This is a genomic window from Variovorax sp. GW821-FHT09D04, from assembly GCF_059416405.1.
Genome location: NZ_JBWKPA010000016.1, coordinates 1 through 26033, shown reverse-complemented (window position 1 = coordinate 26033; position 26033 = coordinate 1). Strand labels below are relative to the sequence as shown.

Annotated in this window: 21 protein-coding genes; 7 read left to right on the top strand and 14 right to left on the bottom strand. The window is 68.6% G+C overall.

From position 1 onward, the window contains the following. Positions 1–98 precede the first annotated feature (98 nt). The 9 genes from AC07O4_RS29965 to AC07O4_RS29925 all read right to left on the bottom strand — a co-directional run bounded on the left by AC07O4_RS29965 (position 99) and on the right by AC07O4_RS29925 (position 9429). A complete protein-coding gene (locus AC07O4_RS29965; RefSeq protein WP_062482279.1) occupies positions 99–851 on the bottom strand; it encodes a transporter substrate-binding domain-containing protein in 753 nt (250 codons plus the stop codon). Between the two features lie 52 nt (positions 852–903). Beyond that, positions 904–1638, bottom strand: coding sequence for an IclR family transcriptional regulator (locus tag AC07O4_RS29960; RefSeq protein ID WP_495306418.1), 735 nt, complete (start codon positions 1636–1638; stop codon positions 904–906). Positions 1639–1771: 133 nt separating this feature from the next. After that, positions 1772–2611: a phytanoyl-CoA dioxygenase family protein gene (locus tag AC07O4_RS29955; RefSeq protein WP_159273438.1), complete on the bottom strand. Its 840-nt coding sequence runs from the start codon at positions 2609–2611 to the stop codon at positions 1772–1774. Positions 2612–2682: 71 nt separating this feature from the next. Then, positions 2683–4410, bottom strand: a complete 1728-nt coding sequence (hutU, locus tag AC07O4_RS29950; protein ID WP_495306417.1) for a urocanate hydratase — start codon at positions 4408–4410, stop codon at positions 2683–2685. 37 nt (positions 4411–4447) lie between these two features. Then, positions 4448–6010 (bottom strand): histidine ammonia-lyase, encoded by a 1563-nt coding sequence (gene hutH / locus AC07O4_RS29945; RefSeq protein ID WP_487848899.1) that lies wholly within the window; start codon positions 6008–6010, stop codon positions 4448–4450. Between the two features lie 70 nt (positions 6011–6080). Continuing rightward, the gene (hutC, locus tag AC07O4_RS29940) at positions 6081–6818 is read right to left on the bottom strand and encodes a histidine utilization transcriptional repressor HutC (protein ID WP_062481289.1); all 738 of its coding nucleotides are present in this window, start codon (positions 6816–6818) and stop codon (positions 6081–6083) included. 7 nt (positions 6819–6825) lie between these two features. Continuing rightward, entirely contained in the window at positions 6826–7620 is a 795-nt protein-coding gene (locus AC07O4_RS29935) for an ABC transporter ATP-binding protein (RefSeq protein ID WP_062481286.1), read from the bottom strand. Then, positions 7605–8450, bottom strand: a complete 846-nt coding sequence (locus AC07O4_RS29930) for an ABC transporter permease (protein ID WP_495306416.1) — start codon at positions 8448–8450, stop codon at positions 7605–7607. Before AC07O4_RS29930 ends, AC07O4_RS29935 begins: the two co-directional genes overlap by 16 nt. 13 nt (positions 8451–8463) lie before the next feature. Beyond that, positions 8464–9429 carry an ABC transporter substrate-binding protein gene (locus AC07O4_RS29925; RefSeq protein WP_307638576.1) on the bottom strand — a complete coding sequence of 322 codons (966 nt, stop codon included), beginning with the start codon at positions 9427–9429 and terminating at the stop codon, positions 8464–8466. A gap of 306 nt (positions 9430–9735) precedes the next feature. Here AC07O4_RS29925 and recQ point away from each other — a divergent pair, with 306 nt between their 5' ends. Continuing rightward, entirely contained in the window at positions 9736–11646 is a 1911-nt protein-coding gene (gene recQ / locus AC07O4_RS29920) for a DNA helicase RecQ (RefSeq protein WP_495306415.1), read from the top strand. Between the two features lie 10 nt (positions 11647–11656). On the opposite strand, the gene AC07O4_RS29915 is transcribed toward recQ, so the two are convergent. Beyond that, on the bottom strand, positions 11657–12559 hold the full coding sequence (locus tag AC07O4_RS29915; protein WP_495306414.1) for a LysR family transcriptional regulator: 903 nt from the start codon (positions 12557–12559) through the stop codon (positions 11657–11659). A 120-nt stretch (positions 12560–12679) separates the two neighbouring features. On the opposite strand from AC07O4_RS29915, the gene AC07O4_RS29910 reads away from it, so the two are divergent. Together AC07O4_RS29910 and AC07O4_RS29905 are read left to right on the top strand one after the other, a co-directional pair. Beyond that, on the top strand, positions 12680–13912 hold the full coding sequence (locus tag AC07O4_RS29910) for an alpha-hydroxy acid oxidase (protein WP_495306413.1): 1233 nt from the start codon (positions 12680–12682) through the stop codon (positions 13910–13912). Positions 13913–13964: 52 nt separating this feature from the next. Then, the gene (locus AC07O4_RS29905) at positions 13965–14933 is read left to right on the top strand and encodes a tripartite tricarboxylate transporter substrate binding protein BugE (protein ID WP_495306412.1); all 969 of its coding nucleotides are present in this window, start codon (positions 13965–13967) and stop codon (positions 14931–14933) included. Between the two features lie 16 nt (positions 14934–14949). Here the strand turns inward: AC07O4_RS29905 and xylB are convergent, their stop codons facing one another. From xylB to AC07O4_RS29885, 4 genes are all read right to left on the bottom strand, one after another. Further along, positions 14950–16422 (bottom strand): xylulokinase, encoded by a 1473-nt coding sequence (gene xylB, locus AC07O4_RS29900; RefSeq protein WP_495306411.1) that lies wholly within the window; start codon positions 16420–16422, stop codon positions 14950–14952. A gap of 70 nt (positions 16423–16492) precedes the next feature. After that, complete coding sequence (locus AC07O4_RS29895) at positions 16493–17674, bottom strand: nucleoside hydrolase (RefSeq protein ID WP_495306410.1); 1182 nt, start codon at positions 17672–17674, stop codon at positions 16493–16495. Positions 17675–17865: 191 nt separating this feature from the next. Beyond that, complete coding sequence (locus AC07O4_RS29890; protein WP_495306409.1) at positions 17866–19491, bottom strand: S41 family peptidase; 1626 nt, start codon at positions 19489–19491, stop codon at positions 17866–17868. Positions 19492–19570: 79 nt separating this feature from the next. Then, the gene (locus tag AC07O4_RS29885; RefSeq protein WP_062482108.1) at positions 19571–21895 is read right to left on the bottom strand and encodes an ATP-binding protein; all 2325 of its coding nucleotides are present in this window, start codon (positions 21893–21895) and stop codon (positions 19571–19573) included. Between the two features lie 116 nt (positions 21896–22011). Between AC07O4_RS29885 and AC07O4_RS29880 the strand changes: the two genes are divergently transcribed. The 4 genes from AC07O4_RS29880 (at position 22012) to AC07O4_RS29865 (ending at position 25887) form a co-directional block, all read left to right on the top strand. Further along, complete coding sequence (locus AC07O4_RS29880; RefSeq protein ID WP_169805105.1) at positions 22012–23211, top strand: threonine ammonia-lyase; 1200 nt, start codon at positions 22012–22014, stop codon at positions 23209–23211. Positions 23212–23332: 121 nt separating this feature from the next. Further along, positions 23333–23485, top strand: a complete 153-nt coding sequence (locus tag AC07O4_RS29875) for a hypothetical protein (RefSeq protein ID WP_169805104.1) — start codon at positions 23333–23335, stop codon at positions 23483–23485. A gap of 151 nt (positions 23486–23636) precedes the next feature. Beyond that, the gene (locus tag AC07O4_RS29870) at positions 23637–25490 is read left to right on the top strand and encodes a phosphoenolpyruvate carboxykinase (GTP) (protein ID WP_139703565.1); all 1854 of its coding nucleotides are present in this window, start codon (positions 23637–23639) and stop codon (positions 25488–25490) included. Between the two features lie 163 nt (positions 25491–25653). Next, complete coding sequence (locus AC07O4_RS29865; RefSeq protein WP_495306408.1) at positions 25654–25887, top strand: hypothetical protein; 234 nt, start codon at positions 25654–25656, stop codon at positions 25885–25887. Positions 25888–26033 lie beyond the last annotated feature (146 nt).

Below are 26033 nucleotides of genomic sequence, written 5' to 3'. Positions count from 1 at the left end.
TCGGCGGCCGAGCGCCGGGCCGCCCCAAGCCGGCCGCGCCTCCCCCTCGGGGGGTGGAGTTACATGCGCGTAGCGCGTGAAAAGCCGGGGGGCCAACATCACTTGGCGGTGGCGCTGAACCACTTCTTCACGATGGCGGCGTAGGTGCCGTCGGCCTTGAGCTTCTCGATCGCGCCGTTCACGGCCTTGGTGAGCTCCGGCGTGTCCTTGCGGATGGCCATGCCGTATTCCTCGGTGGTGATCTGTTCGTCGAGCACCTTCAGGCCGCCGCGCGTGCGCACGTACTGGAAGGCGGCGGGCTTGCCGGTGACGGCAGCGTCGGCGCGGCCGATGTCCACGAGGTTGAACATCTCCTGGTTCTTCTCGACTTCCATCAGCTGCACCTGCGGGAATTTCTCCTTCGTGTACGACACGGACTTGGTGCCCACCTGCACGCTGACCTTCTTGCCGTTGATGTCGGCCGGCTTCTTGATGGTCGTGTTGTTGTCCTTCACCATGACCACGAGGCCGCCGGCGTAGTACGGCACGGTGAAGTCGACGACCTTCTTGCGCTCGTCGGTGATGTAGATGCCCGACACGGCCATGTCGAAGCGCTTGGAGATGAGGCCCGGAACGAGGCCCTTGAAGTCGATGTCGATCCACTCGATCTTGCGGCCCAGCGTCTTGCCGATGGCTTCCACCAGCTCCACGTCGAAGCCGGTGCGCTTGCCGTTTTCCACGAACTCCATCGGCGGGAAGGTGGCGTCGGTGGCCACGCGCAGCGGCTCGCCCTGGGCTTGCGCGGCGCCAGCGAAACCGAAGAAGGCGAGGCCGGACAGGGCGGCGGCGACGAGGGTGCGACGGGTGTTCATGGGAGGGCTTTCGTGGAGGTGAGGGAGGGAGAAAGAAAAAGAAAAGCGGCGACTACTGCAGTGCGCGCGAGATGCGGGCCGCCGTGACGACGGTCATGTGGACCAATGCAGCTTCCATGCCTTCGACGCGCGTGAGCGGCGCCATGAGCGTGATCGCCCCGCGCAGGCGCCGGCCCGCGGCCAGCACCGGCGCGCTCGCGCCCCACACGCCGGCATCGACCTCGCCGTGTGTCACGGCATGGCCGGCGGCGCGGATGGTGTCGAGTTCGGCGGCGCGCTCGGCGCGGCGTTCGGGGCCTTCGTCGAGGCCGTCGAGCAGCAGGTCGCGCGCGTCGTCGGGCGCGTGGGCCAGCAGGCACTTGGCGCTGGCGCCGTCGCGCGCGGGCACGCTGCGCCCGCGATCGAAGGAGCAGCGCAGCGACTGTTCGCTGTCGATCATCTCCAGGCACACGACGCGCTCGTTCACCAGGGTGACGAGCGCCACGCTCTCGTGGCTTTGCTGCGCCAGCACGCGCATGTCGGCGCGCGCGGCCATCACGAGGTCGGAGTTGCCGTCGAAGCCGCTGGCCAACTGCACGCTCACCGGTCCCGGCGAGTAGCGGCCCTCGGACTCCATCACGAAGCCCCAGCGGCGCAAGGTGGCGACCTGGCGGTACAGCGTGCTCTGCGACAGGCCGGTGGCCTGCACCAGCTCGGCCGCCGTCATCGCCGCCTTGCTTTGCGCCAGCACCGACAGCACGAACAGCGCGCGGTCGTTGTGGGCGGGAGCGTCAAGGGGGGTCGTCATCGGGGGCAATCGCTGGGCGGTCGAAAGTGGATGCGGCGTGCAGTATCTTGCTCGCCGTTCTCACGACCAAGCCCGAATTCCCACGCGATGGGAATGAGCGCGTTTTTTCTTTCTACCTTCGTCTTACCGGGGCTCAGCGCACCAGCAGCGGAAAGAGCGGATCGTCCATCGGCGCGCCGGCCGGCAGGCGCTCGGCCAGGCCCGGGAAATCGGGCGAGGTCTTCCAGCTGCGCGGCGCGTGGCGGATGTCGTCGCCCAGGAAACGCACCGAGAACACGCGGCGCCGGTTCGGCCCCTCGACGCCGGCCGCCGCATGCAGGGTGAGCATGTGGAAGCAGACGAAGTCGCCGGGCTCGATGTCCCAGCCGACGATGGGAAAGCGCTCGCGCGCGCCCTCGATGTCGGGCAGGTCGTCGAGGCTGCCTTCGGGGAACCACTTGGCGTGGTTGTCCATGAAGGTGCGCGGCATGAGCCACGGCCCCTTGTGGGAGCCGGCCACGAACTCGAGCGTGGCCGCACGCGACACCGGATCGACCGGAATCCACATGCTGACGTTCTGCATGCCCTCGATGTTGTAGTAGGGCTGGTCCTGGTGCCACGGCGTGCGCTGGCGCGTACCGGGTTCCTTCACGAGCAGGTGGTCGTGGTACAGCCGCACGGTGTCCGAGCCCATGAGCCGCTGCGCGAGGGGCGCCAGCGGCGCCTGCCGGATGAAGCGGCCGAAGGCGTCGATCTCCTGCCAGTTGCAGAAGTCCTCGAAGAAGCGGCCCGGGTCGTCGGGCCGGCTCGCGACCTTGGCGCGCGGGCTGGGCGCCGCCAGATTCGCCTCGATGCCGTCACGCAGCAGCGCGAGTTCGTCGGCCGTGAGCAGCTGGCGGATGCAGACCGCGCCATCGCGCTGGAACTGCGCCACCAGCGCGTCGTCCACGCGTTCGCGCACGCGGCGCTGCAGGTCGCAAGCATCGAGGGTCATCGTCGGGTCTCCTTCGGGTGTCGGGTGTCGGGTGACCCGCTTTTTTACTTCACCTGCGGCGCCTGCCGGCCTTACTTGATCATCGGCAGCTTCAGGCCCTGCTTCTTCGCCGTGGCCACGGCGATGTCGTAGCCCGCGTCGGCATGGCGCATGACGCCCGTGGCCGGGTCGTTGAAGAGCACGCGCCCGATGCGCTTGGCCGCCGCGTCGGTGCCGTCGCACACGATCACCACGCCCGAGTGCTGCGAGTAGCCCATGCCCACGCCGCCGCCGTGGTGCAGGCTGACCCAGGTCGCGCCGCCGGCCGTGTTGAGCAGGGCGTTGAGCAGCGGCCAGTCGGAGACGGCATCGGTGCCGTCCTTCATGGCTTCGGTCTCGCGGTTCGGGCTGGCGACCGAGCCGGTGTCCAGGTGGTCGCGGCCGATGACGATCGGGCCCTTGAGTTCGCCGTTCTTCACCATCTCGTTGAAGGCCAGGCCGGCGATGTGACGCTCGCCCAGGCCGAGCCAGCAGATGCGCGCGGGCAGGCCCTGGAAGGCGATGCGCTCGCGCGCCATGTCGAGCCAGCGGTGGGTGTGGGTGTTCTCGGGGAACAGCTCCTTGATCTTGGCGTCGGTCTTGTAGATGTCTTCCGGATCGCCCGAGAGCGCCACCCAGCGGAACGGGCCCTTGCCTTCGCAGAACAGCGGACGGATGTAGGCCGGCACGAAGCCCGGGAAGTCGAAGGCGTTCTTCACGCCTTCGTCGAACGCGACCTGGCGGATGTTGTTGCCGTAGTCGACCGTGGGGATGCCCATGGCCTGGAAGTCGAGCATGGCCTGCACGTGCACGGCGCACGATTGGGCGGCGGCCTTCTTCAGGGCGTCGTGTTGCGACGCGTCCTTCATGGCGGCCTGCCACTGCGGCACGGTCCAGCCCGAGGGCAGGTAGCCGTTGATCAGGTCGTGCGCGGAGGTCTGGTCGGTCACGAGGTCGGGCTTGAGGCCGCCGGCCTTCGCGCGCGTGACCAGCTCGGGCAGGATGTCGGCCGCGTTGCCCAGCAGCGCGATCGACACGGCTTCCTTGGCGTCGCAGTGCTGCTTGATGAGCTCGAAGGCGTGGTCGATGTCGCGTGCCTGCTTGTCGACGTAGCGCGTGCGCAGGCGGAAGTCGATGCTCGACTGCTGGCACTCGATGTTCAGCGACACGGCGCCGGCCAGCGTGGCCGCGAGCGGCTGCGCGCCGCCCATGCCGCCCAGGCCGGCCGTGAGGATCCACTTGCCCGCGAGGCTGTTGTTGTAGTGCTGGCGACCGGCTTCGACGAAGGTCTCGAAGGTGCCTTGCACGATGCCCTGGCTGCCGATGTAGATCCAGCTGCCGGCGGTCATCTGGCCGTACATGAAGAGGCCCTGGCGATCGAGCTCGTTGAAGTGCTCCCAGTTGGCCCACTTCGGCACGAGGTTCGAATTGGCGAGCAGCACGCGCGGTGCATCGGCATGCGTCTTGAACACGCCGACCGGCTTGCCCGACTGGATGAGCAGCGTCTCGTCGTCTTCCAGTTCCTTCAGCGAGGCGAGGATCTGGTCGTAGCAGGCCCAGTCGCGCGCGGCGCGGCCGATGCCGCCGTACACCACGAGGTCTTGCGGGCGCTCGGCCACCTCGGCGTCGAGGTTGTTCTGCAGCATGCGGTACGGCGCTTCGGTGAGCCAGCTCTTGCAGTTGAGCTCGGTGCCGCGCGGGGCGCGGATCACGCGGGTCGGGTCATGGCGCGGATCGGCGCCGGTGGTGGTGTTCAGGGCGAATTTGTCGGGTGCGTTCATGGCGTGGTTCTCCTTGTCGGGTGGCGGTCGGTACGGATCACTTCGAGTGGCTGGGCAGGATGTCGAGCAGCGCGGCCGGCAGGTCGGCCGCGAGCGCCCACAGGCGCATGGCTTCGATGTCGGGTGCGAGGTAGCGGTCGGTCTCGAGGAACGCGACCTTCTGGCGGATGCGGGCGAATTCCGCTTCGACCAGCGGCGAACTCTTCAGCTTGCGCTTGAGTTCGATGCCTTGGGCGGCGGCCATCGCTTCGATGCCCACCACCACGGCGGTGTTGTTGACCATGTCGCCCAGGCGGCGCGCGGCGAAGGTGGCCATCGACACGTGGTCTTCCTGGTTGGCCGAGGTCGGCAGGCTGTCGACGCTGGCGGGGTGCGCGTGCGACTTGTTTTCCGAGGCGAGCGCGGCGGCCGTGACCTGCGCGATCATGAAGCCGGAGTTCAGGCCGCCGTCGCGCACCAGGAAGGGCGGCAGGCCCGACAGGCCGCTGTCGAGCAGCAGCGCGAGGCGGCGCTCGGCGATGGCGCCGACTTCGCTCACGGCCAGCGCAATGATGTCGGCCGCGAAGGCGACGGGCTCGGCGTGGAAGTTGCCGCCCGAGATCACCTCGCCGGTGTCGCAGAACACGAGCGGGTTGTCCGATGCGGCATTGGCTTCGATGACCAGCACGCGCGATGCATGCGCGAGGTTGTCGAGGCAGGCGCCCATCACCTGCGGGATGCAACGCACCGAGTACGGGTCCTGCACGCGGCCGCAGTCGGCGTGCGAGGGCACGATCTCGCTGCCGTCGAGCAGCGTGCGCACGGCGCCGGCCACGGCGATCTGGCCGGGCTGGCCGCGCGCGGCGTGGATGCGTGCGTCGAAGGGCTTGATCGAACCCTGGATGGCTTCGAGCGACAGCGCGCCCGACATCAGCGCGGCGGCAAACACGTCTTCGGCGCCGAACAGGCCGGCCAGCGCCAGCGCGGTCGACACCTGCGTGCCGTTGAGCAGCGCCAGGCCTTCCTTGGGGCCGAGCACGAAGGGTTCGAGGCCGATGCTGCGCATGGCTTCGGCGCCGCTCACCTTCTGGCCGTCGGCCAGCGTGGCTTCGCCTTCGCCGATGAGCACGCAGGCCATGTGGGCCAACGGCGCCAGGTCGCCCGAGGCGCCGACCGAGCCCTTGCACGGGATGCTGGGCGTGACGCCGGCGTTGAACAGCGCCAGCAGCGCATCGACCAGCGCGGGCCGCACGCCCGAGTGGCCGCGCGCCAGGCTCACGGCCTTGGTCGCGAGGATCATGCGCACCACCGGCGCGGCCAGCGGCTCGCCCGTGCCCACGCTGTGCGAGAGCACGAGGTTGCGCTGCAGCTCGGCCAGGTGGTCGTTGCCGATGCGCGTGCTGGCGAGCTTGCCGAAACCGGTGTTGATGCCGTAGACCACCTCGTCGTTCTCGACGATGTGGCGCACCGCGGCCTCGGCCTTGGCCATGCCGTCCTGCACCGACGGGTCGAGCGCAAGGTGCACGCCGCCGGCCTGGATGCGTCGCAGCATCGCAAGGTCGACCTTGCCGGGCGTGAGGGTCAATGTGGCGTGGGGAGTGGCGGTGTGATTGCTTGGCATGTGAACCTGTCTATACAAGTGGTTGCGAGAGAAAACGTGGGCCTCTGAGGGTCGAAAAAAAACGGTCTGTCTAGCCGAAGGTCGGGTTGCCGTCGGATTTAAAGCGGCTGCCCAGGCTGTAGCGCGAGGCCGGATGCAGGCAGCGCACCCAGGTCACGGGCGTGTTGCGGATCCAGGTGCGGCGCGTCAGCAGCAGGCAGGGGTCGGTGGGCGCCATCGCGAGCCGCTCGGCCTGTTCGGCGCTGGGCAGCACGGCATCGACGACGTGTTCGATCTGGTCGAAGGGCACATTGCGCACCAGGTACTCGCTGGGCGGCACGGCCGTGAAGTCCTGCTCGAGAAAGTCGGGCACGACCTGCGGGTTGACGTAGCGCTCCTCGAGCTGCACGGGCGTGTCGTTGTCCAGGTGCAGGCAGGCGCTGTGGAACACCGAGTCGCCCGCGCGCAGGTCGAGCCAGGCCGCCACGTCGGGCGAGGCCGCGAGGCGCTCGACCGCGAGCATCTCGCAGCGGTAGTCGTGGCCGCGCTGGCGGATTTCGCTGGCGATGTTGGCGATCTGCAGCAGCGTCGACTGCGGCTTGTTCTCGGCCACGAAGCTGCCGACGCCGGCCACGCGCACGATGCGCCCCTGCTCCATGAGTTCGCGCAGGGCGCGGTTCACGGTCATGCGCGCCATGCCGAACTGCGCGACCAGCTCGTTCTCGGAAGGCAGGCGGTGGCCGGGCGGCCACGTGCCGTCCTGGATCTTGCGGGAGATGTGATCCTTGACTTGCGCATAGAGCGCGAGGGACGGCAGGTCGCGTTTCATCGTGCTTTCAATGTTCCGCGGCGGCCATCGACTCGGCGCGGATTTCTTCGGTCAGGCGCGCCTTGATGTCCATGAACTCGGGCGAGGTCTTGATGGTGTAGCTGCGCGGGTGCGGGAAGTCGACCGCGATCTCGGTCTTGATGCGGCCCGGCCGCGCGCTGAACACCGCCACGCGGTTGGCCATGAAGATCGCCTCGTCGATGTCGTGCGTGACGAACAGCACCGTCTTCTGCGCCGACTCCCAGATGCCCAGCAGCAGCTCCTGCATGAGCACGCGGGTCTGGTTGTCGAGTGCGCCGAAGGGCTCGTCGAGCAGCAGCATCTTGGGGTCGTTGGCCAGCGCGCGCGCAATGGCCGTGCGCTGCTGCATGCCGCCCGAGAGCTGCTTGGGAAAGTGGTGCTCGAAACCGCGCAGGCCGACCTTGGCGATGAAGAACTCGCTGCGTTCCTTCTGGTCGGCTTCGCTCATGCCGCGCTCGCGCAGGCCGAAGCGGATGTTCTGCGCCACCGTGAGCCACGGGAACAGCGTGTAGCTCTGGAACACCACGCCGCGGTCGGCGCCGGGGCCTTCGATGCGCTCGCCGTCGAGCATCACCTGGCCAGTGGTCGGGAAGTCGAGCCCCGCCACGATGCGCAGCAGCGTCGACTTGCCGCAGCCCGAGGGGCCGAGGATGGTGACGAAGTCGTTCTCCTTCACCTCGAAGTCGATCGGCTGCAGCGCCTGCGTGCGCTGGCCCTTGGTGCCGGTGAAGACGCGCGAGACGCCTTGAATGGAGAGTTGGTTCTTCACAGTGCAGCCCATGCAAACAGACGGCGATTCATCGCCTTGAAAGCGAAGTCGGACAACAGGCCGATGACGCCGATCACGATGATCCCGAAGATGATCTGCCCGGTGTTCAACAGCGCCTGGCTGTCGGTGATCATGTGGCCGATGCCCGACGAGGAGCCGATGAGTTCCGCGACGATGACGTAAGTCCAGGCCCAGCCCAGCACGAGGCGCAGCGTTTCGGCAATGCCCGGCGCGGCGCCCGGAATGAGCACGCGCGCCACGATGCCGCGGCTGTTGGCGCCCAGCGTGTAGGCCGCCTCCACGAGGTCGCGCCGCGCGCCGCCCACGGTGACGGCCACCATCAGCACGATCTGGAAGAACGAGCCGATGAAGATCACCAGCAGCTTCTGCATTTCGCCCAGGCCCGCCCACAGGATGAGCAGCGGAATGAAAGCCGAGGCCGGCAGGTAGCGGCAGAACGACACGAAGGGCTCGAAGAAGGCTTCGACGGTCTTCCAGGTGCCCATGGCCACGCCCAGCGGCACCGCGATGATGGCCGCCAGCAGGAAGCCGCCGAACACGCGCCACACGGTCATGCCGATGTCGCCGATGAAGCCGTACTCGGTGAAGAGCAGCCAGCCCTCCTTGACCATCGTGATCGGGCTCGCCAGGAAGGTGGGCGACACGAAGCCGCCCAGCGTGGCGATGCCCCACACCACCACGAAGAGCACGAAGAAGCCCAGCCCCAGCATCGTGCGCGCGGACGCGCTGATGGGTTCGAGCGGCGCGAACACGCGACGCCGCACGGGAGGCGCGGGCGGCGGCGTCACGGCGCGCGCCGGGGCGGCGGTCATCGGTTGCATCTGCGGCAAGGCCTTACTTGACATAGCTGGCGTCGAAGGTGGCGGCATAGTCTTCCGGCGCCTTGCGGATCACGCCGGCCTCCAGCAGGATGGCCGCGGCTTCCTTCATGAAGCTGGTGAGCTCGCCCGCGAAGAACTTCTGGTTGGCGGCCTTGTCCTGCCAGCGCAGGTACGCCGACGACTTGGCGAACTGCTCGCCGCTTTGCTTGACGGCCGAGCCCATGAGCTCGTTGGCCTTGGCCGGGTCGGCCTTGATCATGTCCAGCGCGTCGAAGTACGACTTGGTGAGCGCGGCGGCGGCCTTGCCGTTGGCCTTGAGCCAGGTGGGGGCGCAGCCGACGGTGTCCATCACCATCGGGTAGTCGAGCGTGGTGGCCAGGATCTTGCCGGCGGCCGGGTTGGCGCGCACGGTCGACAGGTAGGGCTCGTAGGTCATGGCGGCGTCGTTCTGGCCGGCCACGAAAGCCTGCGCGGCGGGCTGCGGCTCGAGCGACACCACCTTCACGTCCTTCAGGCTCATGCCGTTCTTGCTGAGCATCCAGGCCAGGCCGAAGTACGGCGCGGTGCCCGGGGCGCTCACGCCGATGCTCTTGCCCTTGAGGTCGGAAAAGCTCTTCACGTCGTTGCGCACGGCCAGGCCGTCGGCGCCGTAGGACTTGTCCATCTGGAAGATCTGCACGATCGGCACGCCGTTGGCGTTCCAGGCCACGTGCGTCTCCACCGTGGTGGCCGCGCACTGGATCGCGCCGGAGGCCAGCGCCAGGTGGCGGTCCTTCTGCGGGATCATCTTGAGTTCGACGTCCAGCCCGTTCTTCTTGAAGATGCCGGCCTTGTCGGCCAGCGACAGCGGCGCAAAGCCGGTCCAGCCGGACATGCCGAGCGAAATCTTCGTGTCCTGGGCGGCGGCCGTTCCGGCCATGCCCGCTGCACATGCACCTGCTGCCAGCAGCGAAGCGACTTTCACAACTACCTTGACCATGGGGACTCCTGGTTCCATTTTTTGAGAGAGGTGACTCGGCGATACATGCCCGGGGGATGTGGGCAGCACGCCTCGCATTGTTGCCAGGCGCCCCAACTTGTCTATACAGGATAACCCGAAAGTCCTTTTTTGGTGCATCTCAGAGAGAAATGCCCCAGTTTGCTGTCTAGACAAGAGGGGTGCCGGGACGGGGTTCACCATTGCAAACGCCGTGCCACAGTCATATCGGAGCCGCTGGGGGACAATCGGCGTCCGCCCCGGCTCCGGCCCTTTTCTCCCCCTCTCCCGCCCTTCGCACCCCCGCCTGTGTCTTCCCTCGCTCCCCGCCCCTTCGACGCCACCAGCGACGGCAGCAGCCCCGGCAGCGCGGCCCCCGCCGACATCCTTCACGACGTGTTCGGCTACGCGCGCTTTCGCGGAGCCCAGCAGGACATCGTGGAGCACGTGGTGGGCGGCGGCGACGCGCTGGTGCTCATGCCCACGGGCGGCGGCAAGTCGCTCTGTTATCAGATTCCGGCCATCGCGCGGCAGCGCGCGGGGCGCGGCGTGTCGGTGGTGGTGTCGCCGCTGATCGCGCTGATGCACGACCAGGTGGGCGCGCTGCACGAGGCGGGGGTGAGCGCGGCGTTCCTCAATTCCACGCTCGACTGGGAGCAGACGCAGGACGTGGAGCGCCGCATGCTGCGCGGCGAGATCACGCTGCTGTACGCAGCGCCCGAGCGGGTGAACACGCCGCGCTTCCTGTCGCAGCTCGATTCGCTGAACGAACGCGGCAAGCTCTCGCTGTTCGCCATCGACGAGGCGCATTGCGTGAGCCAGTGGGGCCACGACTTCCGCCCCGAGTACCGCGCGCTCACCGTGCTGCACGAGCGCTACCCGGGCGTGCCGCGCATCGCGCTCACGGCCACGGCCGACGACCTCACGCGCGCCGACATCGTCGAGCGACTGCAGCTCGAGGAGGCGCGCCAGTTCGTCTCCAGCTTCGACCGCCCGAACATCCGCTACACCATCGTCGAGAAGAAGGACGCCACCACGCAGCTGCTGCGCTTCATCGAGCGCGAGCACGAGGGCGATGCGGGCGTGGTCTATTGCCAGTCGCGCAAGCGCGTGGAAGACCTCGCGACGACGCTGCAGGGCGCCGGCATCAACGCGCTGCCGTACCACGCGGGCCTCGATGCGGCGGTGCGCCAGAAGCACCAGGACCGCTTCCTGCGCGAGGAAGGCATCGTGATGGTCGCGACCATCGCCTTCGGCATGGGCATCGACAAGCCCGACGTGCGCTTCGTCGGCCACGTCGACATGCCCAAGAACATCGAGGGCTACTACCAGGAAACCGGCCGCGCGGGCCGCGACGGCGCCCCCGCCGACGCTTGGATGGCCTACGGCCTGAACGACGTGGTGAACCAGCGCCGCATGATCGACGAGAGCCCGGCCGGCGAAGAGTTCAAGCAGGTGATGCGCGGCAAGCTCGACGCCCTGCTCTCGCTGGCCGAGGCCAGCGACTGCCGCCGCGTGCGCCTCCTGGGCTACTTCGGCGAGAAGAGCACGCCCTGCGGCAACTGCGACAACTGCCTGAACCCGCCGCAGGTGTGGGACGGCACCGATGCCGCGCGCAAGCTGCTGAGCACCATCTACCGCGTGCAGCAGCTCAGCGGCATCAGCTTCGGCGCGGGCCACATCATGGATATCCTGCGCGGCAAGGCGACCGAGAAGGTCAAGCAGTTCGGGCACGAGCGCATCAGCACCTTCGGCATCGGCGCGGAGTTCAGCGAGGTGGCGCTGCGCGGCGTGCTGCGCCAGCTGATCGCCACCGGCGCGCTGGCGGTGGACGCCGAAGCGTTCAACACGCTGAAGCTCACCGAGGGCTCGCGCGCGGTGCTCAAGGGCGAGACCTCGGTGTCGCTGCGCGAGTCGGTGTCGTCACCGGCCGAGCGCAAGCCCCGGCGCGAGAAGGTGGCCAAGGGCGCACCGTCGCCGGCGGCGGCCTCGCTGGACGACACCGGCAAGAAGCGCTTCGAGGCGCTCAAGGCCTGGCGCGCCGAGGTGGCGAAGGAACACAACCTGCCGGCCTACGTGATCTTCCACGACGCCACGCTGGCCGCCATTGCCGAGCGCGCACCCGCGACGCTCGAAGACCTGCAGGGCATCAGCGGCATCGGCACGAAGAAGCTCGAGGCCTACGGCGCCGAAGTGCTTCGCGTGTGCGAAGCCTTCTGACCCTCTCCGGCTAGAGCAGGCGGGCGGCCTTCGAGAAATCGATGGACGCGAGCACCGCGGCGCGCATGGCCGTCAGCAGATGGCGCTCGTCGTTGCTGCGCTTCTGGAAGGTGTAGGTCAGCGCGGGCAGGGCCTGGCGGGCCTTCAGGATGCGCAGGTCGCCGCGGCGCGACAGCAGGCGCGCCCAGCCTTCCGGCAGGAACCCGACACCGATCCCCTCGATCAGCAGGCCGGCAACGGCGCCCCAGCTGTTGCAGCTGAGGCGATGCGGCGCCTCGAGGTTCTCGGCCATGAGCCATTCGTCGAGCAGGCGGCTGGTGCCCGCGCCGAGCGGCAGCGTCACGATGGGATGTTGCGCGAGCAGCGGCGCGCCGATCGTCGCGGTCTTGCCCGCCAACGCGGGCGCGGCCACCCACACGAAATGCGCCTGGCCCACGGTGTGCGACGAGATCAGCCCGTGGTGCGGTGAACGCCCGGCGATCACCGCGCAGTCGAGCTCGCCGTTGCGAAGGCGCTCGTCCAGCGCCGAGCCGAAGTTGACGTGCGGCTCCAGGCGCAGGTCGGGCAGGTGCCGCCCCACGTGCGCGACGAGCTGGGGCAGCCAGGTCAGCGCGCTCAGTTCGCCGATGCCGAAGGTGCAGCGCCCACCCAGGCTGGCGGGCGCGCCGAGCGACCGCTTCGTTTCATCCGCCGCCAGCAGCAGCGCGGCGGCGCGCGGCAGGAAACGCTCGCCCGCGTCCGTGAGCGTGGCCCGCTGCCCGGCGCGGTCGAACAAGGGCGCGCCGAGCGACACCTCCAGCTCGGCCAGGCGCTTGGACAGCGACGAGGTCGACAGGTGCAGCCGCTGCGCCGCGAGCGCAAAGCTGGCGCAGGTCGCGGCCCAGTAGAAGGCCTCCAGTTGCTTCAGCGTCATGCGCCGTCTCCCTCGGTCATTTCGAAAAAAGCGAAATGGCAAATTACCATAAATTCGCTTTTTCAAAACCTTCCGCCCCCTACAGTCCGCGCGGACCGAACGACTGACTGGATGGCGGACATGACTGTTTTCTCGCGTGCCTTCGATGCCCCGCGCACCGCGCCGGCGCAAGCCCCTGCTGCTGCTGCCGCGACGCCGCGGCGCCTCGCCGGCATCCTGTCGCTGCAGGACTTCGAGCACGCGGCCAAGCGCCGGCTGCCGCGCCCGCTGTTCGGCTACATCGCCGGTGCGGCGGAAGACAACCGCTCGCTGGACGCCAACCGCGCCGCGTTCGACACGCACGACTTCCTGCCCCGCGTGCTGGTCGACGTCTCCCGGCGCTCGCAGGAGGTCACGCTGTTCGGCCAGCGCTACGCGTCGCCCTTCGGGATCGCGCCGGTCGGCATCAGCGCGCTGTCGGCCTACCGCGGCGACCTGGTGCTCGCCCAGGCGGCGCAGGCGGCCGGCATTCCCGCGGTCATGAGCGGCACCTCGCTCATTCCGATGGAAGAAGTGGCCCAGGCCGCGCCCGGCACCTGGTTCCAGGCCTACCTGCCGGGCGATGCGGCGCGCATCGACGGCCTGGTGGCGCGCATCGCCAACGCGGGCTTTCGCCACCTGGTCGTCACGGTCGACATTCCGGTCTGGGCGAACCGCGAAAACAACGTGCGCGCCGGCTTCACGACGCCGCTGCGGCCCAGCCTGCGGCTGGCATGGGACGGCCTCGTGCGGCCCCGCTGGCTGCTCGGCACGCTCGCGCGGACCTTCGTGACGCAGGGCATGCCGCATTTCGAGAACTCGTTCGCCACGCGCGGCGCGCCTCTTTTCTCCAGCACCGCGATCCGCGACACGACCGGCCGCGACCACATCCACTGGGACCACATCGCCCGCATCCGCCAGCAGTGGCGCGGGCCGCTGATCCTGAAGGGCATTCTTCATCCGGCCGATGCGCGGCGCGCGCGCCAGCTCGGCGCCGATGGGCTCATCGTCTCCAACCACGGCGGCCGGCAACTCGACGGCGCGGCACCGGCGCTGCGCGCGCTGCCGCAGGTGCTGGACGCCGCGGGCGAGCTGCCCGTGATGGTCGACGGCGGCGTGCGCCGCGGCAGCGACGTGCTGAAGGCGCTGGCGCTGGGCGCCAAGGCTGTGTTCGCCGGCCGGCCGTTCATGTATGCCGCCGCCGTGGGCGGCCACGCGGGCGTCACGCACGCGATCCGGCTGCTGCGGGACGAGGTCGACCGGAACATGGCCATGCTCGGCGTCAACGACCCGGGCGAGCTCGACGCGAGCTGCCTGATTCCGCGGCGCCCCTGACCTGTTCCCACTCATCCCGCCCATTCCATCAATCCAAGAGGAGGAAGACACCTTGCCGAAAACCCCCACCCTGTTCGCCCTCGCCTGCCTGCTGGCGGCAACCGTGCCCGCTCACGCGCAGGGCTACCCCGACAAGCCCGTCAAGCTGCAGGTGCCGTTCGCGCCGGGCGGCACGACGGACATCATTGCGCGCGTCATCTCCGAGCCCCTGGGCAGGCACCTGGGGCAGAGCGTCATCGTCGAGAACAAGTCGGGCGCGGGCGGCGCGATCGGGGCCGCCGAGACCGCGCGCGCCACGCCCGACGGCTACGCGCTGGGCATCGGCACCGTGTCGACGACGGCGGCGAATCCGGCCATCAACCCCAAGGTGCCCTACAACCCGAAGACCGACTTCACGCCGATCATCAACCTGGCGGCGACGCCCAACGTCATTGCGGTCCACCCCAGCTTTCCGGCACGGGACTACAAGGGCTTCATCGAGGTGCTGAAGAAGAACCCGGGCAAGTACGCCTACGCCACCGCAGGCACGGGCAGCATCGGGCACCTGCAGATGGAGCTGTATAAGGGCATGGCCGGCGCGTCCGTCACGCACATCCCCTACCGCGGGTCGGGCCCGGCGCTCAACGACACCGTCGCGGGCCAGGTCGCGATGATCTTCGACAACCTGCCGTCAGCGCTGCCCTTCATCAAGGACCGCCGGCTGATCCCGATCGTCGTGGCGGCGTCCGAGCGCCTGAAGGACTTGCCCGACGTGCCGACCTTCAAGGAGGTCGGCCTCGCGCCGGTGAACCGCATGGCGTACTACGGCATCGTGGGCCCCAAGGGCCTGCCCAAGGACGTGGTGGACAAGGTGCACGCGGCGGCGCGCAAGTCGCTCGAAGATCCCGCCGTGCGCAGGCGCATCCAGGACACCGGTTCCTTCGTCGTCGGCAACACGCCGCAGGAATTCACGCAGCAGATCGCCGCCGAGTTCGACGTGTACAAGAAGGTGGTGGACACCGCCGGGCTCACGCCGGACTGAGCCGACGAGCGCCTCTTCAGGCCACCGACGCCCAGACCGGCGCCATCGCGCGGTAGAGCGTGCGGAAGGCCTCGAGCCGCGGCTGGTAGGCCGCGTGCAAGGCGGCGTCGGGCGCGAGCACCTGGCGCACGGCGGGCGCGACGACCACACCCGCCGGGTCTTCGCCCGTGACCGCCAGCCGCGCGAGCCGCGCCGCACCGAAGGCCGGGCCGCGGTCGGCGGATTCGTACAGCACCAGCGGCACATCGAGCACCGACGCGATCAGCTGCGCCAGGAAGGCGGAGCGCGCGCCGCCGCCGATCAGCGCCAGGCGCTCGGGCCGCGCCGTCTGCGCGCTCAGCGCTTCCAGGCCGTCGGCGAGAGAGAAGGCGATGCCTTCGCAGACCGCCTGCATCAGGTCGGCGCGCGTGGTGGCGCCCGAGAGCCCGACGATCGCGCCGCGCGCGAACGGGTTGTTGTGCGGCGTGCGTTCGCCGAACAGATAAGGCAGCGCGAGCAGGCGCGAGGGCCCGGCGTACGCGGCCTCGACCTCGGCCAGCAGCTCGCCGACCGAGGCACCGCCGGTGCACGACGCCAGCGCGGCCAGCGGGCTCGCGCCATTGAGCAGCGCCGCCATGCGGTACCAGCGCTGCGGCAGCGCGTGGCAGAAGGCATGCACCAGCCGCTCGGGGTCGGGGCGGTGCGCGGTGTCGGCCACCAGGATCTGCGCCGAGGTGCCGAGCGACACGAAGCCGTCGCCCGGCCCGACCACGCCGATGCCGACACCGCCCGCCGCGGCATCGCCCGCGCCGCCGGCAATCGGCACGCCGCGCGGCAGGCCCCAGCGCGCGGCCAGCGCGTCGCGCACGGTGGCGCAGGGTTCGCACGACTCCACCACGCGCGGCAGCCAGGCGGGATCGACCCCGCAGGCGGCGAGCGCCTGCGGCGACCAGCGGCGCTGCGCCTGGTCGAACAGCCAGGTGCCGGCGGCGTCGGTGACGTCGGTCACCTTCTCGCCCGACAGCTGCAGGCGCACGTAGTCCTTGGTCAGCAGCAGCGAGCGGGCACGCGCCACGGCCTCGGGCTCGTGGGTGCGCAGCCAGCGCAGCTTGGGGCCGGTGAAGCCCGCCATCGGCTGCACGCCGACGGCGCGGCGCAGGGCGAGGTCGGTCTGCATGAGTTCGGCGGCCTCGGCAGCGGCGCGGCCGTCGTTCCAGAGGATGGCGGGGCGCACGGGGCGGTCGGCCGCGTCGAGCAGCACCAGCGAGTGCATCTGGCCCGACAGGCCGATGCCTTGCACGCCAGCCATCGCCGTCGGGTGCGTGCGCGCCAGTTCGTCGAGGCCGTCCGACACGGCGGCCCACCACTGGTCGGGGTCGTGCTCGCACCACAGGGGCTGCGGGTACTGCGAAGTGAGCGGCCGATCGACCGTGGCCACGACCTGCAGCAGTTGCAGGTCGGTCAGGACGATCTTGACCGCGGAGGTTCCGATATCGATGCCGATCAGCATGCGTGTGTTCCCTGTTCGAGGGCCGAAGTATCGGCGCTCCGGCCCCGCGCGCCGGCTGACGGCAGGTGGTTTACGAGCCGCTCGCCGGCAGCGTGATCGGCACCGGTCGCGTGTGCAGGTCGATGTAGAGCTCGAAGAAGCGCGCGTTGTCGAACTTCTTCACCACCGTCATCTTCTGCAGCGGCACGCCCGCGGGCGGCGTGGTGTAGCCGATGGAGCGCCCGTTGTCGGCGGCACCGGGCTTGGCGACCACGTCGACATAGCGCTCGACGGTCTGCGTGGCGTAGCGCGGATCGATGAGGTAGGCCAGCACCAGCGTGTCCCAGATGTTCTGCGTGTAGTTCGGGTTGTTCTCGAAGCCGTTGGTGCCGCTGAAGCCGTAGCCGTTGAGCTTGCGGAACACCTCGGTCACCGCGGTCGGCTTGGCCGGGTGCGCAATGCGGTCGTAGACGGGTTTGGTGAGGAACACGGTGTCGGTCACGTCCAGCGGCACCACCACCTGCGGGATCGGCAGGCGCACCACGAACTGGGCGGCCTCGGGGTCGAACCACCAGTTGAACTCGGCGAAATGGGTGGTGTTGCCGGCCACGTCGACGGCGCCGCCCATGTAGATGATCTTCTTGATCAGCGGCACGATGTCGGGGCTCTTCTTCACGGCCAGCGCGATGTTGGTGAGCGGGCCGATGGCCAGGATGGTGATCTCGTTGGGGTTGGCCTTGACGGTGTCGATGATGAAGTCGACCGCGCTCTTGCGCTGCACCACGGTGCGAGTGGCGAAGCCGTCGGGCGAGGGCTTGAGGTTGGCGTCGGTCTTGGGCTCGGGGCCGCTCCAGGCGCCCAGGTAGCCGTCGCCGCCTGCGCCGGCCTTCATCTCAGCCTCGATGTCCGCGAAGGTGTGGTTCAGCGCGTAGTTCTCGCCCACGTAGACGCCGATGCGCTGGCCCACGCCCAGGCGCTCGACCGACATCAGCGCGTCGGCCACGCCCTGCTTGAGCCACTGGTTGCCCGACACCACGCTGATGCCCATCACCTGCACCTTGCCCTCGGCCTGCAGCTGCGCGGCCATGACGCCGAGCTGGCCGTCGTCGCTCATGGTGTTGTAGTCGCTGTCGATGATGACTTTCTGCGCCACCGGCGCGGCCGCGTAGCCGGGCGCCAGGCCGATGCCGCCACCGCCGCCCCCACCGCCGCCGCAGCCCACGAGCACCGCCATGACGACGAGCCAGAAGGTCGTCACTGTCCATTTGCGCATCTGCTTCTCCTAAGTGTTTGGTTTCCAGCCCGGTTTCCTAAAGGAGCGCCAGGGAGTGAAAACGTTTGCGCAAACCTTTGCGCAAACGTTTGCCAAACTCTAAGTGGCAGGCCGCAGGCGTGGCAATGGGGTACGGCTAGGGGTTTTCCGCGAGGCCGGGGCTGGCCTCGCGCGCGGGGTCAGGCCGTCTGTCAGCCCGGGCTGGGCACAAGGTCGATCAGCCGGTTCTCGCGCAGCGGCGAGCGGGGGCGCAGGAAGAGCTGGTCTTCTTCCACCGGCGCGGCGGCCTTCTCCAGGCCCGGGGTGTCCGCGGCCTTGGCGGATGCCGCCGTGCACGAACCGGTGTCGCGCAACCGCAGCGCCGCGGCCAGCCGGCCTTCGGCGGCGTCGCCCAGCAGGTGGTCGAAGTCGTCGGCCACGGCGCAGCTGGCATTGGGTGCAAAGCCGTCGCCGTAGTCGCCGAAACCGGCCTGGTTGACGCCCTTGAAGTTGACCGCGAAGTAGGTGGTGCCGCAGTTGTCCTGCGGAACGAACCCGTAGGGCTTGCCGCAGGTGGTGGCGCCCACGAGGTTGACCGTGACGCCCACGCCGCGCAGGCTGTTGATGACCGACTCGCTGGCCGAGCAGGTGCTGCGGCCCGTCAGCAGCGTGACGCGCGACAGGCCCAGCGTGGGCAGGGGTTGGCCGGCCCGGGTGGTCGTGAAGAAGGGCGTGAGGTTGTCCGCGAGCGTGGTGCGGTACGGGTTCTTGTCGTTGAAGGTCAGCAACTCGAAGGTCTTGCCGTTCGTCGGGCCCGGCCCGGCCACCATGTAGGCCAGCTGGCTCGCGATGCGCAGCTGGCCGCCGCCGTTGTAGCGCATGTCGATCACGAGGTCCTGGACGCCGCCGTCCTGCTTGAGCGTGTTCATGGCCGTGACGAGCTGCCCCTCGGCGGTCGAGATGTGGTCGTTGAACAGCAGGTAGCCCACGCGGTTGCCGGCCGGCCCGATGGTGCGGGTGTACAGCACCGGCGTGCTCGTGATGCGCTGGGCCGTGAGCTCGATCGGGCTGCCGCGCGTGCCGCTCACCTCGAAGGTGAAGGTGTGCTTCTCGCCGAGGTTCTGCGGCGAGATCGCGCGGTTGATGATGTCGACGTTGGCCTGCCCGGTGCTGGCCACCACGTCGACGCCGTCGACCACGACCAGCTTGGCCCCGCGCGCCAGGCCGGCCGCCGCCGCCGGCGAACCCGGCTCGACGAAGGCGAGGCGGATGTTGCGCGGCGGCGAGCTGCGCACCGCCGCCGTGTCCATGCCGTAGCCGACCGACACGCCGCCCTCGGACTCCAGGCGGTACGCCTCGGTGTCGAGGTAGAAGTGGAAACGGTCCTTGAGCTGGCCCGAGGGCGTGGTGGCCTGCGTCTTGAGCACGCTGAACCAGGTCAACGGCGTGGCGTAGTCCGAGGCCTTGAGCGTGGTGGGCACCTCGTTGTACCAAAGGTAGGTTTCGTCGATCCAGCCGCGCACCCAGCTCTTCTCGTTGTCGACGGTGCCGGCGGTGTCGGGGTACGCGCGACCGGTCGCGGGGTTGATGCCCCGGCGCGGCGCGGCGCACTGGCCGGCGACGGTCGCGGACGCGACGATGCCGCCCTCGCCCCCGTTGCCCCCGCCTCCCGGCGCTGGCGTCGGCAGCACGCCGATCGGGAAGCCACCGCCGCCACCTCCTCCCCCGCCGCCTCCACCGCACCCCGCCAGCAGGCCGGCCAGGGCGAGCGCCACCGCGCCGGTGGCGGCGGCCAGGGCCCGCGAGCGCCGCGACGCGTGTGCATTGCGAAAGGCCATCGGGGTCCTCCTGGCGTCCGCGGTGGCGGACAGTGCTGATCGGTTTTTGTTCGGGGCGCGGGGGCGGGACGCGCGCCCGCTACTGGATGAAGCCCATGCCGCGCGATTCGCGCACCTCGGGCTTGATGCGGTGCTCGGCTTCGAGCTGTTCGAGAAACTCCGCCGCCGAGAACTCGGCCGCGAGGATGTCGGTCTGCCGCTTCACGGCCGCGAAGTCGCCGGGGCACAGCTGCGACAGCAGCGCCAGGCGCGCGCGCACCTCGCCGGTGAGCAGGGCCGCGTCGCCCGCGAGCGCCTCGGTGACGAACATGCGTTCGCGCTGCGCCGCGGTGAGCGGCATGAACTTGATCTTGAAGGTGAAGCGCCGCAGCGCCGCCTGGTCGAGCCGGTCGAGCAGGTTGGTGGTGCACACGAACACGCCGCGAAAGCGCTCCATGCCCTGCAGCATCTCGTTGACCTCGGTGACCTCGTAGGTGCGCTGCGCGCCGCGCCGGTCTTGCAGGAACGAATCGGCCTCGTCCAGCAGCAGCACGGCCTTCTCGGACTCGGCCTCCTTGAACATGGCGGCCATGTTCTGCTCGGTCTCGCCGACGTACTTGCTCATGAGGTCGCTGGCCTGCTTGACGATGAGCGGGCGCCCCACGGCCTTGGCGATGTGCTCGGCCAGCGCGGTCTTGCCGGTGCCGGGCGCGCCGTAGAAGCACAGCGTGCCGTGGCCGCGCGCCTTCAGCGCCTCGACGATGCGCGGGATCTCGAAACGGGTTTCGACGTGGAGCATGTCCAGGTCGTAGGTGGTGACGCTGCGGCGCTCGGCCGGGCTCTTGTCGAGCGTGCCCAGCGCGAGGTCGGCGTTGCGCAGCTGGCGCTCGATGAGGGCTTCGACCGAGGCCTCGTCGGTCTTGGCCAGGCCGGCGAAGCGCACGGCGGTGCGGATCTGCGCGGGCGTGAGGCCCTTGCGCTCGGCCAGCTTGGCGGTGAAGGCCTCGGACACGACGACGCCTTCGAGCGTCTTCTTGACGAGCTGCTCGCGCGCGCCGGGCGGCGGCGACTTGAGTTCGAGGTGGTAGGCGAAGCGGCGGCGGAAGGCCGGGTCGATCTGCTCGATGCGGTTGGTAACCCACAGCGTGGGCACGGGGTTGGCCTCGAGGATCTGGTTGACCCAGGCCTTGCCGCTCACGCTGCCGCTGGCGGGCGCGGGGATCTGCTCGGCGCGCGCCATGAACTGCGCGGCCTCGGTGCTGATGGGCGGGAACACGTCCTCGACCTCGTCGAACAGCAACGCGGCCTGCGCGCTGCCCTTGAGGAAGACCTGCGCGATCTGCAGCGAGCGGTAGCGGTCGCGGCCGCTGAGCGAGTTGCCGTCGCGGTCGGCGTACTCGACCTCGAAGAGCTCCAGGCCCGCCGCCTGCGCGACCACCTTGGCCAGCTCGGTCTTGCCGGTGCCGGGCGGGCCATAGAGCAGCACGTTGACGCCGGGCTCCTTGCGCGCGACGGCCGCGCGCAGCAGCGTGACGAGCATCTGCGCGTCTTCCTGCACGAAGGAAAAATCGTGCGGCGTGAGCGCGCTCTTGGCCGAGGGCCGCGTGAACACGGCCATCAGCTCGTTGTGGTCGCGGTACTCGCGCATCAGCACGGGCGGCAGCTTCTCGCTGACCTTCATGAGGTCGGCGAGGTCGGTGATGTTGTGCTCGGAGATGAGGTTCTCGACGAGGCCGATGCGCTCCAGCCGCGAGCCCGCGCGCAGCGCCTCGCCCACCTCGCTCGCGTTGACGCCCGCGATGTCGGCGATGGCAGCGTAGGCCTCGGGCGCGTTGTTGACCTTGAACTCGACCAGCAGCGAGCGCAGGTCGCGCTGGTAACGCGCGAGCGTGCCGTACAGGAGCAGCGCGCGCTCGGCCTTGTTGAGCTGCAAAAGGCCGGCGAGCGCGTCGATGTTCTTCTCGACCAGCGTCGACTGCTTGCGCAGCGCGTGCGTGAGCCAGTCGCGCGTGACGGCCAGCACCGAGAGCAGGTCCTTGGGCTGGTCTTTCGCGTACTCGTCGAGGTAGAAGAACAGCGTGCCTTCTTCATACGGGCCGCGCCACACGCCGTGGCGTTCGAGCAGCGTGCGGCCGTCGAAATCTTCGACGCCCTTCCACGCTTCGTTGCCCGCACAGCGGCGGCCCAGGAACTCGCGCAATCGCTGCAGCACCGCGGCGGGCCACACGAGGTGGCGCCCGGTGAGCGAGAGCAATCCGTTGATATCGCGCCGCACGTTGAAGCGCGGCCCCTGCTTGGCGGCGAGCGTGAGCACGAAGTGCGAGCACATGAGCTCGAGCACCGGTGCTTCCTTGAGGCCGGGCGAAGGCAAGGCCTGCCCGCGCACCGCAGCAGCCACCACATCGACACCCGCACGCTTGACCATCAGGCAACCTCCTGCGAGGAAATACTTGGAGCGACCATAACGCAGACTTTTGGCTTCGGGAAGACGCCGAAAGAGTAAAAACCCTGATCCGCTGGATTCCAGCCACAATGCGCGCCATGGTCGGAATCGAAGCTATCCGTCGCGCCGCGGCGCGCCTGCAGGGCCAGGTGCTCAACACGCCCTGCGTGGAGTCGCGCACGCTCTCTGAAATCGTGGGTGCGCAGGTGTTTCTCAAGTTCGAGAACCTGCAGTTCACGTCGTCGTTCAAGGAACGCGGGGCGTGCAACAAGCTGGTCGATCTTTCCGAAGGCGGCACGCGCGGCGTGATCGCCATGTCGGCCGGCAACCATGCGCAGGGTGTGGCTTATCACGCGCAGCGGCTGGGCCTGCGCGCACTCATCGTGATGCCGCGCTTCACGCCCGGCGTGAAGATCGAGCGCACGCGCGGCTTCGGCGCCGAGGTGGTGCTGCACGGCGACACGCTCGACGCGGCGCGCGCCCATGCGCTGGCACTGGCCGAGCGCGAAGGCCTGACCTTCGTGCACCCCTATGACGACGAAGCCATCATTGCCGGCCAGGGCACGATCGCGCTCGAGATGCTCGACGCAGTGCCCGATCTCGACACGCTGGTGGTGGCGGTCGGCGGCGGCGGGCTCATCGCCGGCATGGCCGTGGCGGCGCGCGAGATCAAGCCCGGCATCGAGATCGTCGGCGTGCAGACGCAGCGTTTTCCGGCAATGGTGAATGCCGTCAAGGGCACGCACCACGCGCAGGGCACGAGCACGATCGCCGAGGGCATCGCGGTCGGCACGCCGGGCGTGCTGACGCGGGAGATCATCGCCGCCAAGGTCGACGACCTGCTGCTGGTGGACGAAGGCGACATCGAGCAGGGCGTGCTGATGCTGCTCGAGATCGAAAAGACCCTGGTCGAAGGCGCGGGCGCGGCCGGCCTGGCGGCGCTGATCCGGCACCCGGAACGCTTTCGCGGCAAGCGCGTGGGCCTGGTGCTGTCGGGCGGCAACATCGATCCGCTGCTGCTCGCGGCCATCATCGAGCGTGGCATGGTGCGCGCCGGGCGGCTCGCCCGGGTGCGCGTCAGCGCGCGCGACGTGCCGGGCTCGCTGGCCCAGATCACGGCCACTGTAGCCGAAGCGGGCGCTAACGTCGACGAGGTGCACCACCAGCGCGCCTTCACCATGCTGGCGGCGCAGAATGTCGACGTCGAGCTGGTGCTGCAGACGCGCGGCCGGGCCCACCTGGCGAGCGTGTTGAGTGCCCTGAAAGACGCCGGTTTCGAAGCGGTGGAGCAGCACTGAGGGCTCCTCGCAACCCCCTAGACCCGCCGACGGCGCCTCGCCGGTAAAATGGCGGGAGTTTTGTCATTTGCGGTTGACTGCATTTGATGCGTTGTCATTTGCGTATTCGAGGTATTTCCCGATGTCCCATCCCACCCCCGCCGAGCACGGCCACGCTGCCGCCGCCGAACATGACGCCGTCGAATCGGTCGTTCACCTGATGCCGCTCGTGCTCCCGCTGGCTGGCGGCGTGCTGATGCTGCTGCTGGCGTCGATCGCCGTTTTTCTCGCCTGAACTGACAGGCTTTCGCGCTTTTGTCCGCGGGCTGTGCGGCCCGCGTTGACGCAATCTCCCGAAGCGAAACGTTTTCTCAAACGGACCTCCGTGCCTGGTCAGGCGCGGCGCCCCGTTCGGAAAGACGATTTTTCAACTTAGGAGATTTCCGATGAACGCACCCACGATGAAGGGCCTTCCCATTCAGGCGCCCTCATACGTCAAGAACGCCAAGCTGATCGCCTGGGTGGCCGAGATGGCCGCGCTGTGCAAACCCGACGCCATCCACTGGTGCGACGGCAGCAAGGAAGAATACGACCGCCTCTGCCAGCAACTGGTCGACGCCGGTACCTTCAAGAAGCTGAACCCCGCCAAGCGCCCGGGCTCGTTCCTCGCGATGTCCGATCCGAGCGACGTGGCACGCGTCGAAGACCGCACCTTCATCTGCTCCGCGCAGAAGGAAAACGCCGGCCCCACCAACAACTGGATGGCCCCGGCCGAGATGCGCGCGACGCTGCAGCCCTTGTTCGACGGCTGCATGAAGGGCCGCACCATGTACGTGGTGCCCTTCAGCATGGGCCCGCTGGGCTCGCCCATTGCACACATCGGCATCGAGCTGTCCGACAGCCCCTACGTGGCCGTCAACATGCGCATCATGACCCGCATGGGCAAGGCCGTGTACGAAGTGCTGGGCACCGATGGCGAGTTCGTGCCCTGCGTCCACACCGTGGGCGCACCGCTCGAGGCCGGCCAGAAGGACGTGACCTGGCCCTGCAACACCACCAAGTACATCGTTCACTACCCCGAGACGCGCGAGATCTGGAGCTACGGCTCGGGCTACGGCGGCAACGCGCTGCTGGGCAAGAAGTGCTTCGCGCTGCGCATCGCCTCGAACATGGGCCGCGACGAAGGCTGGCTGGCCGAGCACATGCTGATCCTCGGCGTGACCAGCCCTGAAGGCAAGAAGCACCACGTGGCCGCCGCCTTCCCGAGCGCCTGCGGCAAGACCAACTTCGCGATGCTGATCCCGCCGGCGGGCTTCGACGGCTGGAAGGTCACGACCATCGGTGACGACATCGCCTGGATCAAGCCGCAAGCCGACGGCACGCTGCGCGCCATCAACCCGGAAGCCGGCTACTTCGGCGTGGCCCCGGGCACCAACGACCTGACCAACCCGAACTGCATGGCCAGCCTGCACCGTGACGTGATCTTCACGAACGTGGCGCTGACCGACGACGGCGACGTCTGGTGGGAAGGCATGGGCGACGCGCCCGCGCATTGCATCGACTGGCAAGGCAAGGAGTGGACGCCGCAGATCGCCAAGGAAACCGGCGCCAAGGCCGCCCACCCGAACGCGCGCTTCACCGTCGCCGCCACCAACAACCCCGCGCTCGACGAAGCCTGGGACGATCCGAAGGGCGTGAAGATCGACGCCTTCATCTTCGGCGGCCGCCGTTCGACGACCGTGCCGCTGGTCACCGAAGCCCGCAACTGGGTCGAAGGCGTCTACATGGCCGCCACGATGGGCTCGGAAACCACCGCTGCGGCCGCCGGCCAACAAGGCGTGGTGCGCCGCGACCCGTTCGCCATGCTGCCGTTCATGGGCTACAACATGAGCGACTACTTCCAGCACTGGCTCGACCTGGGCAAGAAGCTGCAAGCCTCGGGCGCCCAGCTGCCGAAGATCTACACGACCAACTGGTTCCGCAAGGGCGCGGACGGCAAGTTCGTCTGGCCAGGCTACGGCGAGAACATGCGCGTGCTGAAGTGGATGATCGACCGCGTGGAAGGCAAGGCGACGGAAGGCGTCGAGCACATCACCGGGGTAAGCCCGCGCTATGAAGACCTGAACTGGACTGGGCTGGATTTCAGCGCCGAGCAGTTCGCGACGGTCACGAGCATCGACAAGGCGGCTTGGCAGGCCGAGCTGAAGCTGCACACAGAGTTGTTCCAGCAGCTGGCGCACCATCTGCCGAAGGAATTGCCGGAGACGAAGGCTGCGATTGAGCAGCGGTTGGCTGCCTGAGTAAGCGCTTCTCGCAGGCTCATGGGCCTGCGAAGTGCGGGCTTTGAAAGCCCAATAGAAAAGCCCGATGAGTTCATCTCGTCGGGCTTTTTTTGTTTGCGAGAGCGTCGTCCAAGCCTTGCATACGGCGCGCCGGCGGCTGTCTGGCTTGGAGCGCGACCCAGTGAAGCACGCACGCCATGCGATGAAGGTGCTGATGAAGTTCAAGCTTCTCGAACTGCACGCGGTGTCGCATGCGGAGTGGGATGCGTGGCTGGCCGGAACGCCCTATTTCGAGCTGATTCGAGCTCGATTCTTTGCCGGTGAGTCGCTGGAGGCTCTGACGGACGACTTGTTGGCAGAGCTGGTTGCGGTCGGCGCAGCACAATCCGATGCTTCGGGAGTTCACAACGCCTGATTAGCAGTTGTTTGCCGCAATAAAAAAAGCGCTGCTTCTTTCGAGTCAGCGCTTTTTATGCAGTTGATCTTTGCATTGCGCAAAGCAAAAAACCCCAGTCATTGCTGACTGGGGTTTTCTGGGCTGTAAGAGCCTGACGATGACCT

Bases quoted from the DNA above. Each gene is read 5' to 3' on its own strand.
- hutH (WP_487848899.1), bottom strand. From the start codon at position 6,010: ATGCCAAGCAATCACACCGCCACTCCCCACGCCACATTGACCCTCACG.
- AC07O4_RS29890 (WP_495306409.1), bottom strand. From the start codon at position 19,491: ATGGCCTTTCGCAATGCACACGCGTCGCGGCGCTCGCGGGCCCTGGCC.
- AC07O4_RS29930 (WP_495306416.1), bottom strand. From the start codon at position 8,450: ATGCAACCGATGACCGCCGCCCCGGCGCGCGCCGTGACGCCGCCGCCC.
- AC07O4_RS29885 (WP_062482108.1), bottom strand. From the start codon at position 21,895: ATGGTCAAGCGTGCGGGTGTCGATGTGGTGGCTGCTGCGGTGCGCGGG.
- AC07O4_RS29965 (WP_062482279.1), bottom strand. From the start codon at position 851: ATGAACACCCGTCGCACCCTCGTCGCCGCCGCCCTGTCCGGCCTCGCC.
- AC07O4_RS29910 (WP_495306413.1), top strand. From the start codon at position 12,680: ATGACTGTTTTCTCGCGTGCCTTCGATGCCCCGCGCACCGCGCCGGCG.
- AC07O4_RS29955 (WP_159273438.1), bottom strand. From the start codon at position 2,611: ATGACCCTCGATGCTTGCGACCTGCAGCGCCGCGTGCGCGAACGCGTG.
- hutC (WP_062481289.1), bottom strand. From the start codon at position 6,818: ATGAAACGCGACCTGCCGTCCCTCGCGCTCTATGCGCAAGTCAAGGAT.
- AC07O4_RS29935 (WP_062481286.1), bottom strand. From the start codon at position 7,620: ATGGGCTGCACTGTGAAGAACCAACTCTCCATTCAAGGCGTCTCGCGC.
- AC07O4_RS29915 (WP_495306414.1), bottom strand. From the start codon at position 12,559: ATGACGCTGAAGCAACTGGAGGCCTTCTACTGGGCCGCGACCTGCGCC.
- AC07O4_RS29875 (WP_169805104.1), top strand. From the start codon at position 23,333: ATGTCCCATCCCACCCCCGCCGAGCACGGCCACGCTGCCGCCGCCGAA.
- hutU (WP_495306417.1), bottom strand. From the start codon at position 4,410: ATGAACGCACCCGACAAATTCGCCCTGAACACCACCACCGGCGCCGAT.
- AC07O4_RS29870 (WP_139703565.1), top strand. From the start codon at position 23,637: ATGAACGCACCCACGATGAAGGGCCTTCCCATTCAGGCGCCCTCATAC.
- AC07O4_RS29880 (WP_169805105.1), top strand. From the start codon at position 22,012: ATGGTCGGAATCGAAGCTATCCGTCGCGCCGCGGCGCGCCTGCAGGGC.
- AC07O4_RS29925 (WP_307638576.1), bottom strand. From the start codon at position 9,429: ATGGTCAAGGTAGTTGTGAAAGTCGCTTCGCTGCTGGCAGCAGGTGCA.
- AC07O4_RS29960 (WP_495306418.1), bottom strand. From the start codon at position 1,638: ATGACGACCCCCCTTGACGCTCCCGCCCACAACGACCGCGCGCTGTTC.
- AC07O4_RS29895 (WP_495306410.1), bottom strand. From the start codon at position 17,674: ATGCGCAAATGGACAGTGACGACCTTCTGGCTCGTCGTCATGGCGGTG.
- xylB (WP_495306411.1), bottom strand. From the start codon at position 16,422: ATGCTGATCGGCATCGATATCGGAACCTCCGCGGTCAAGATCGTCCTG.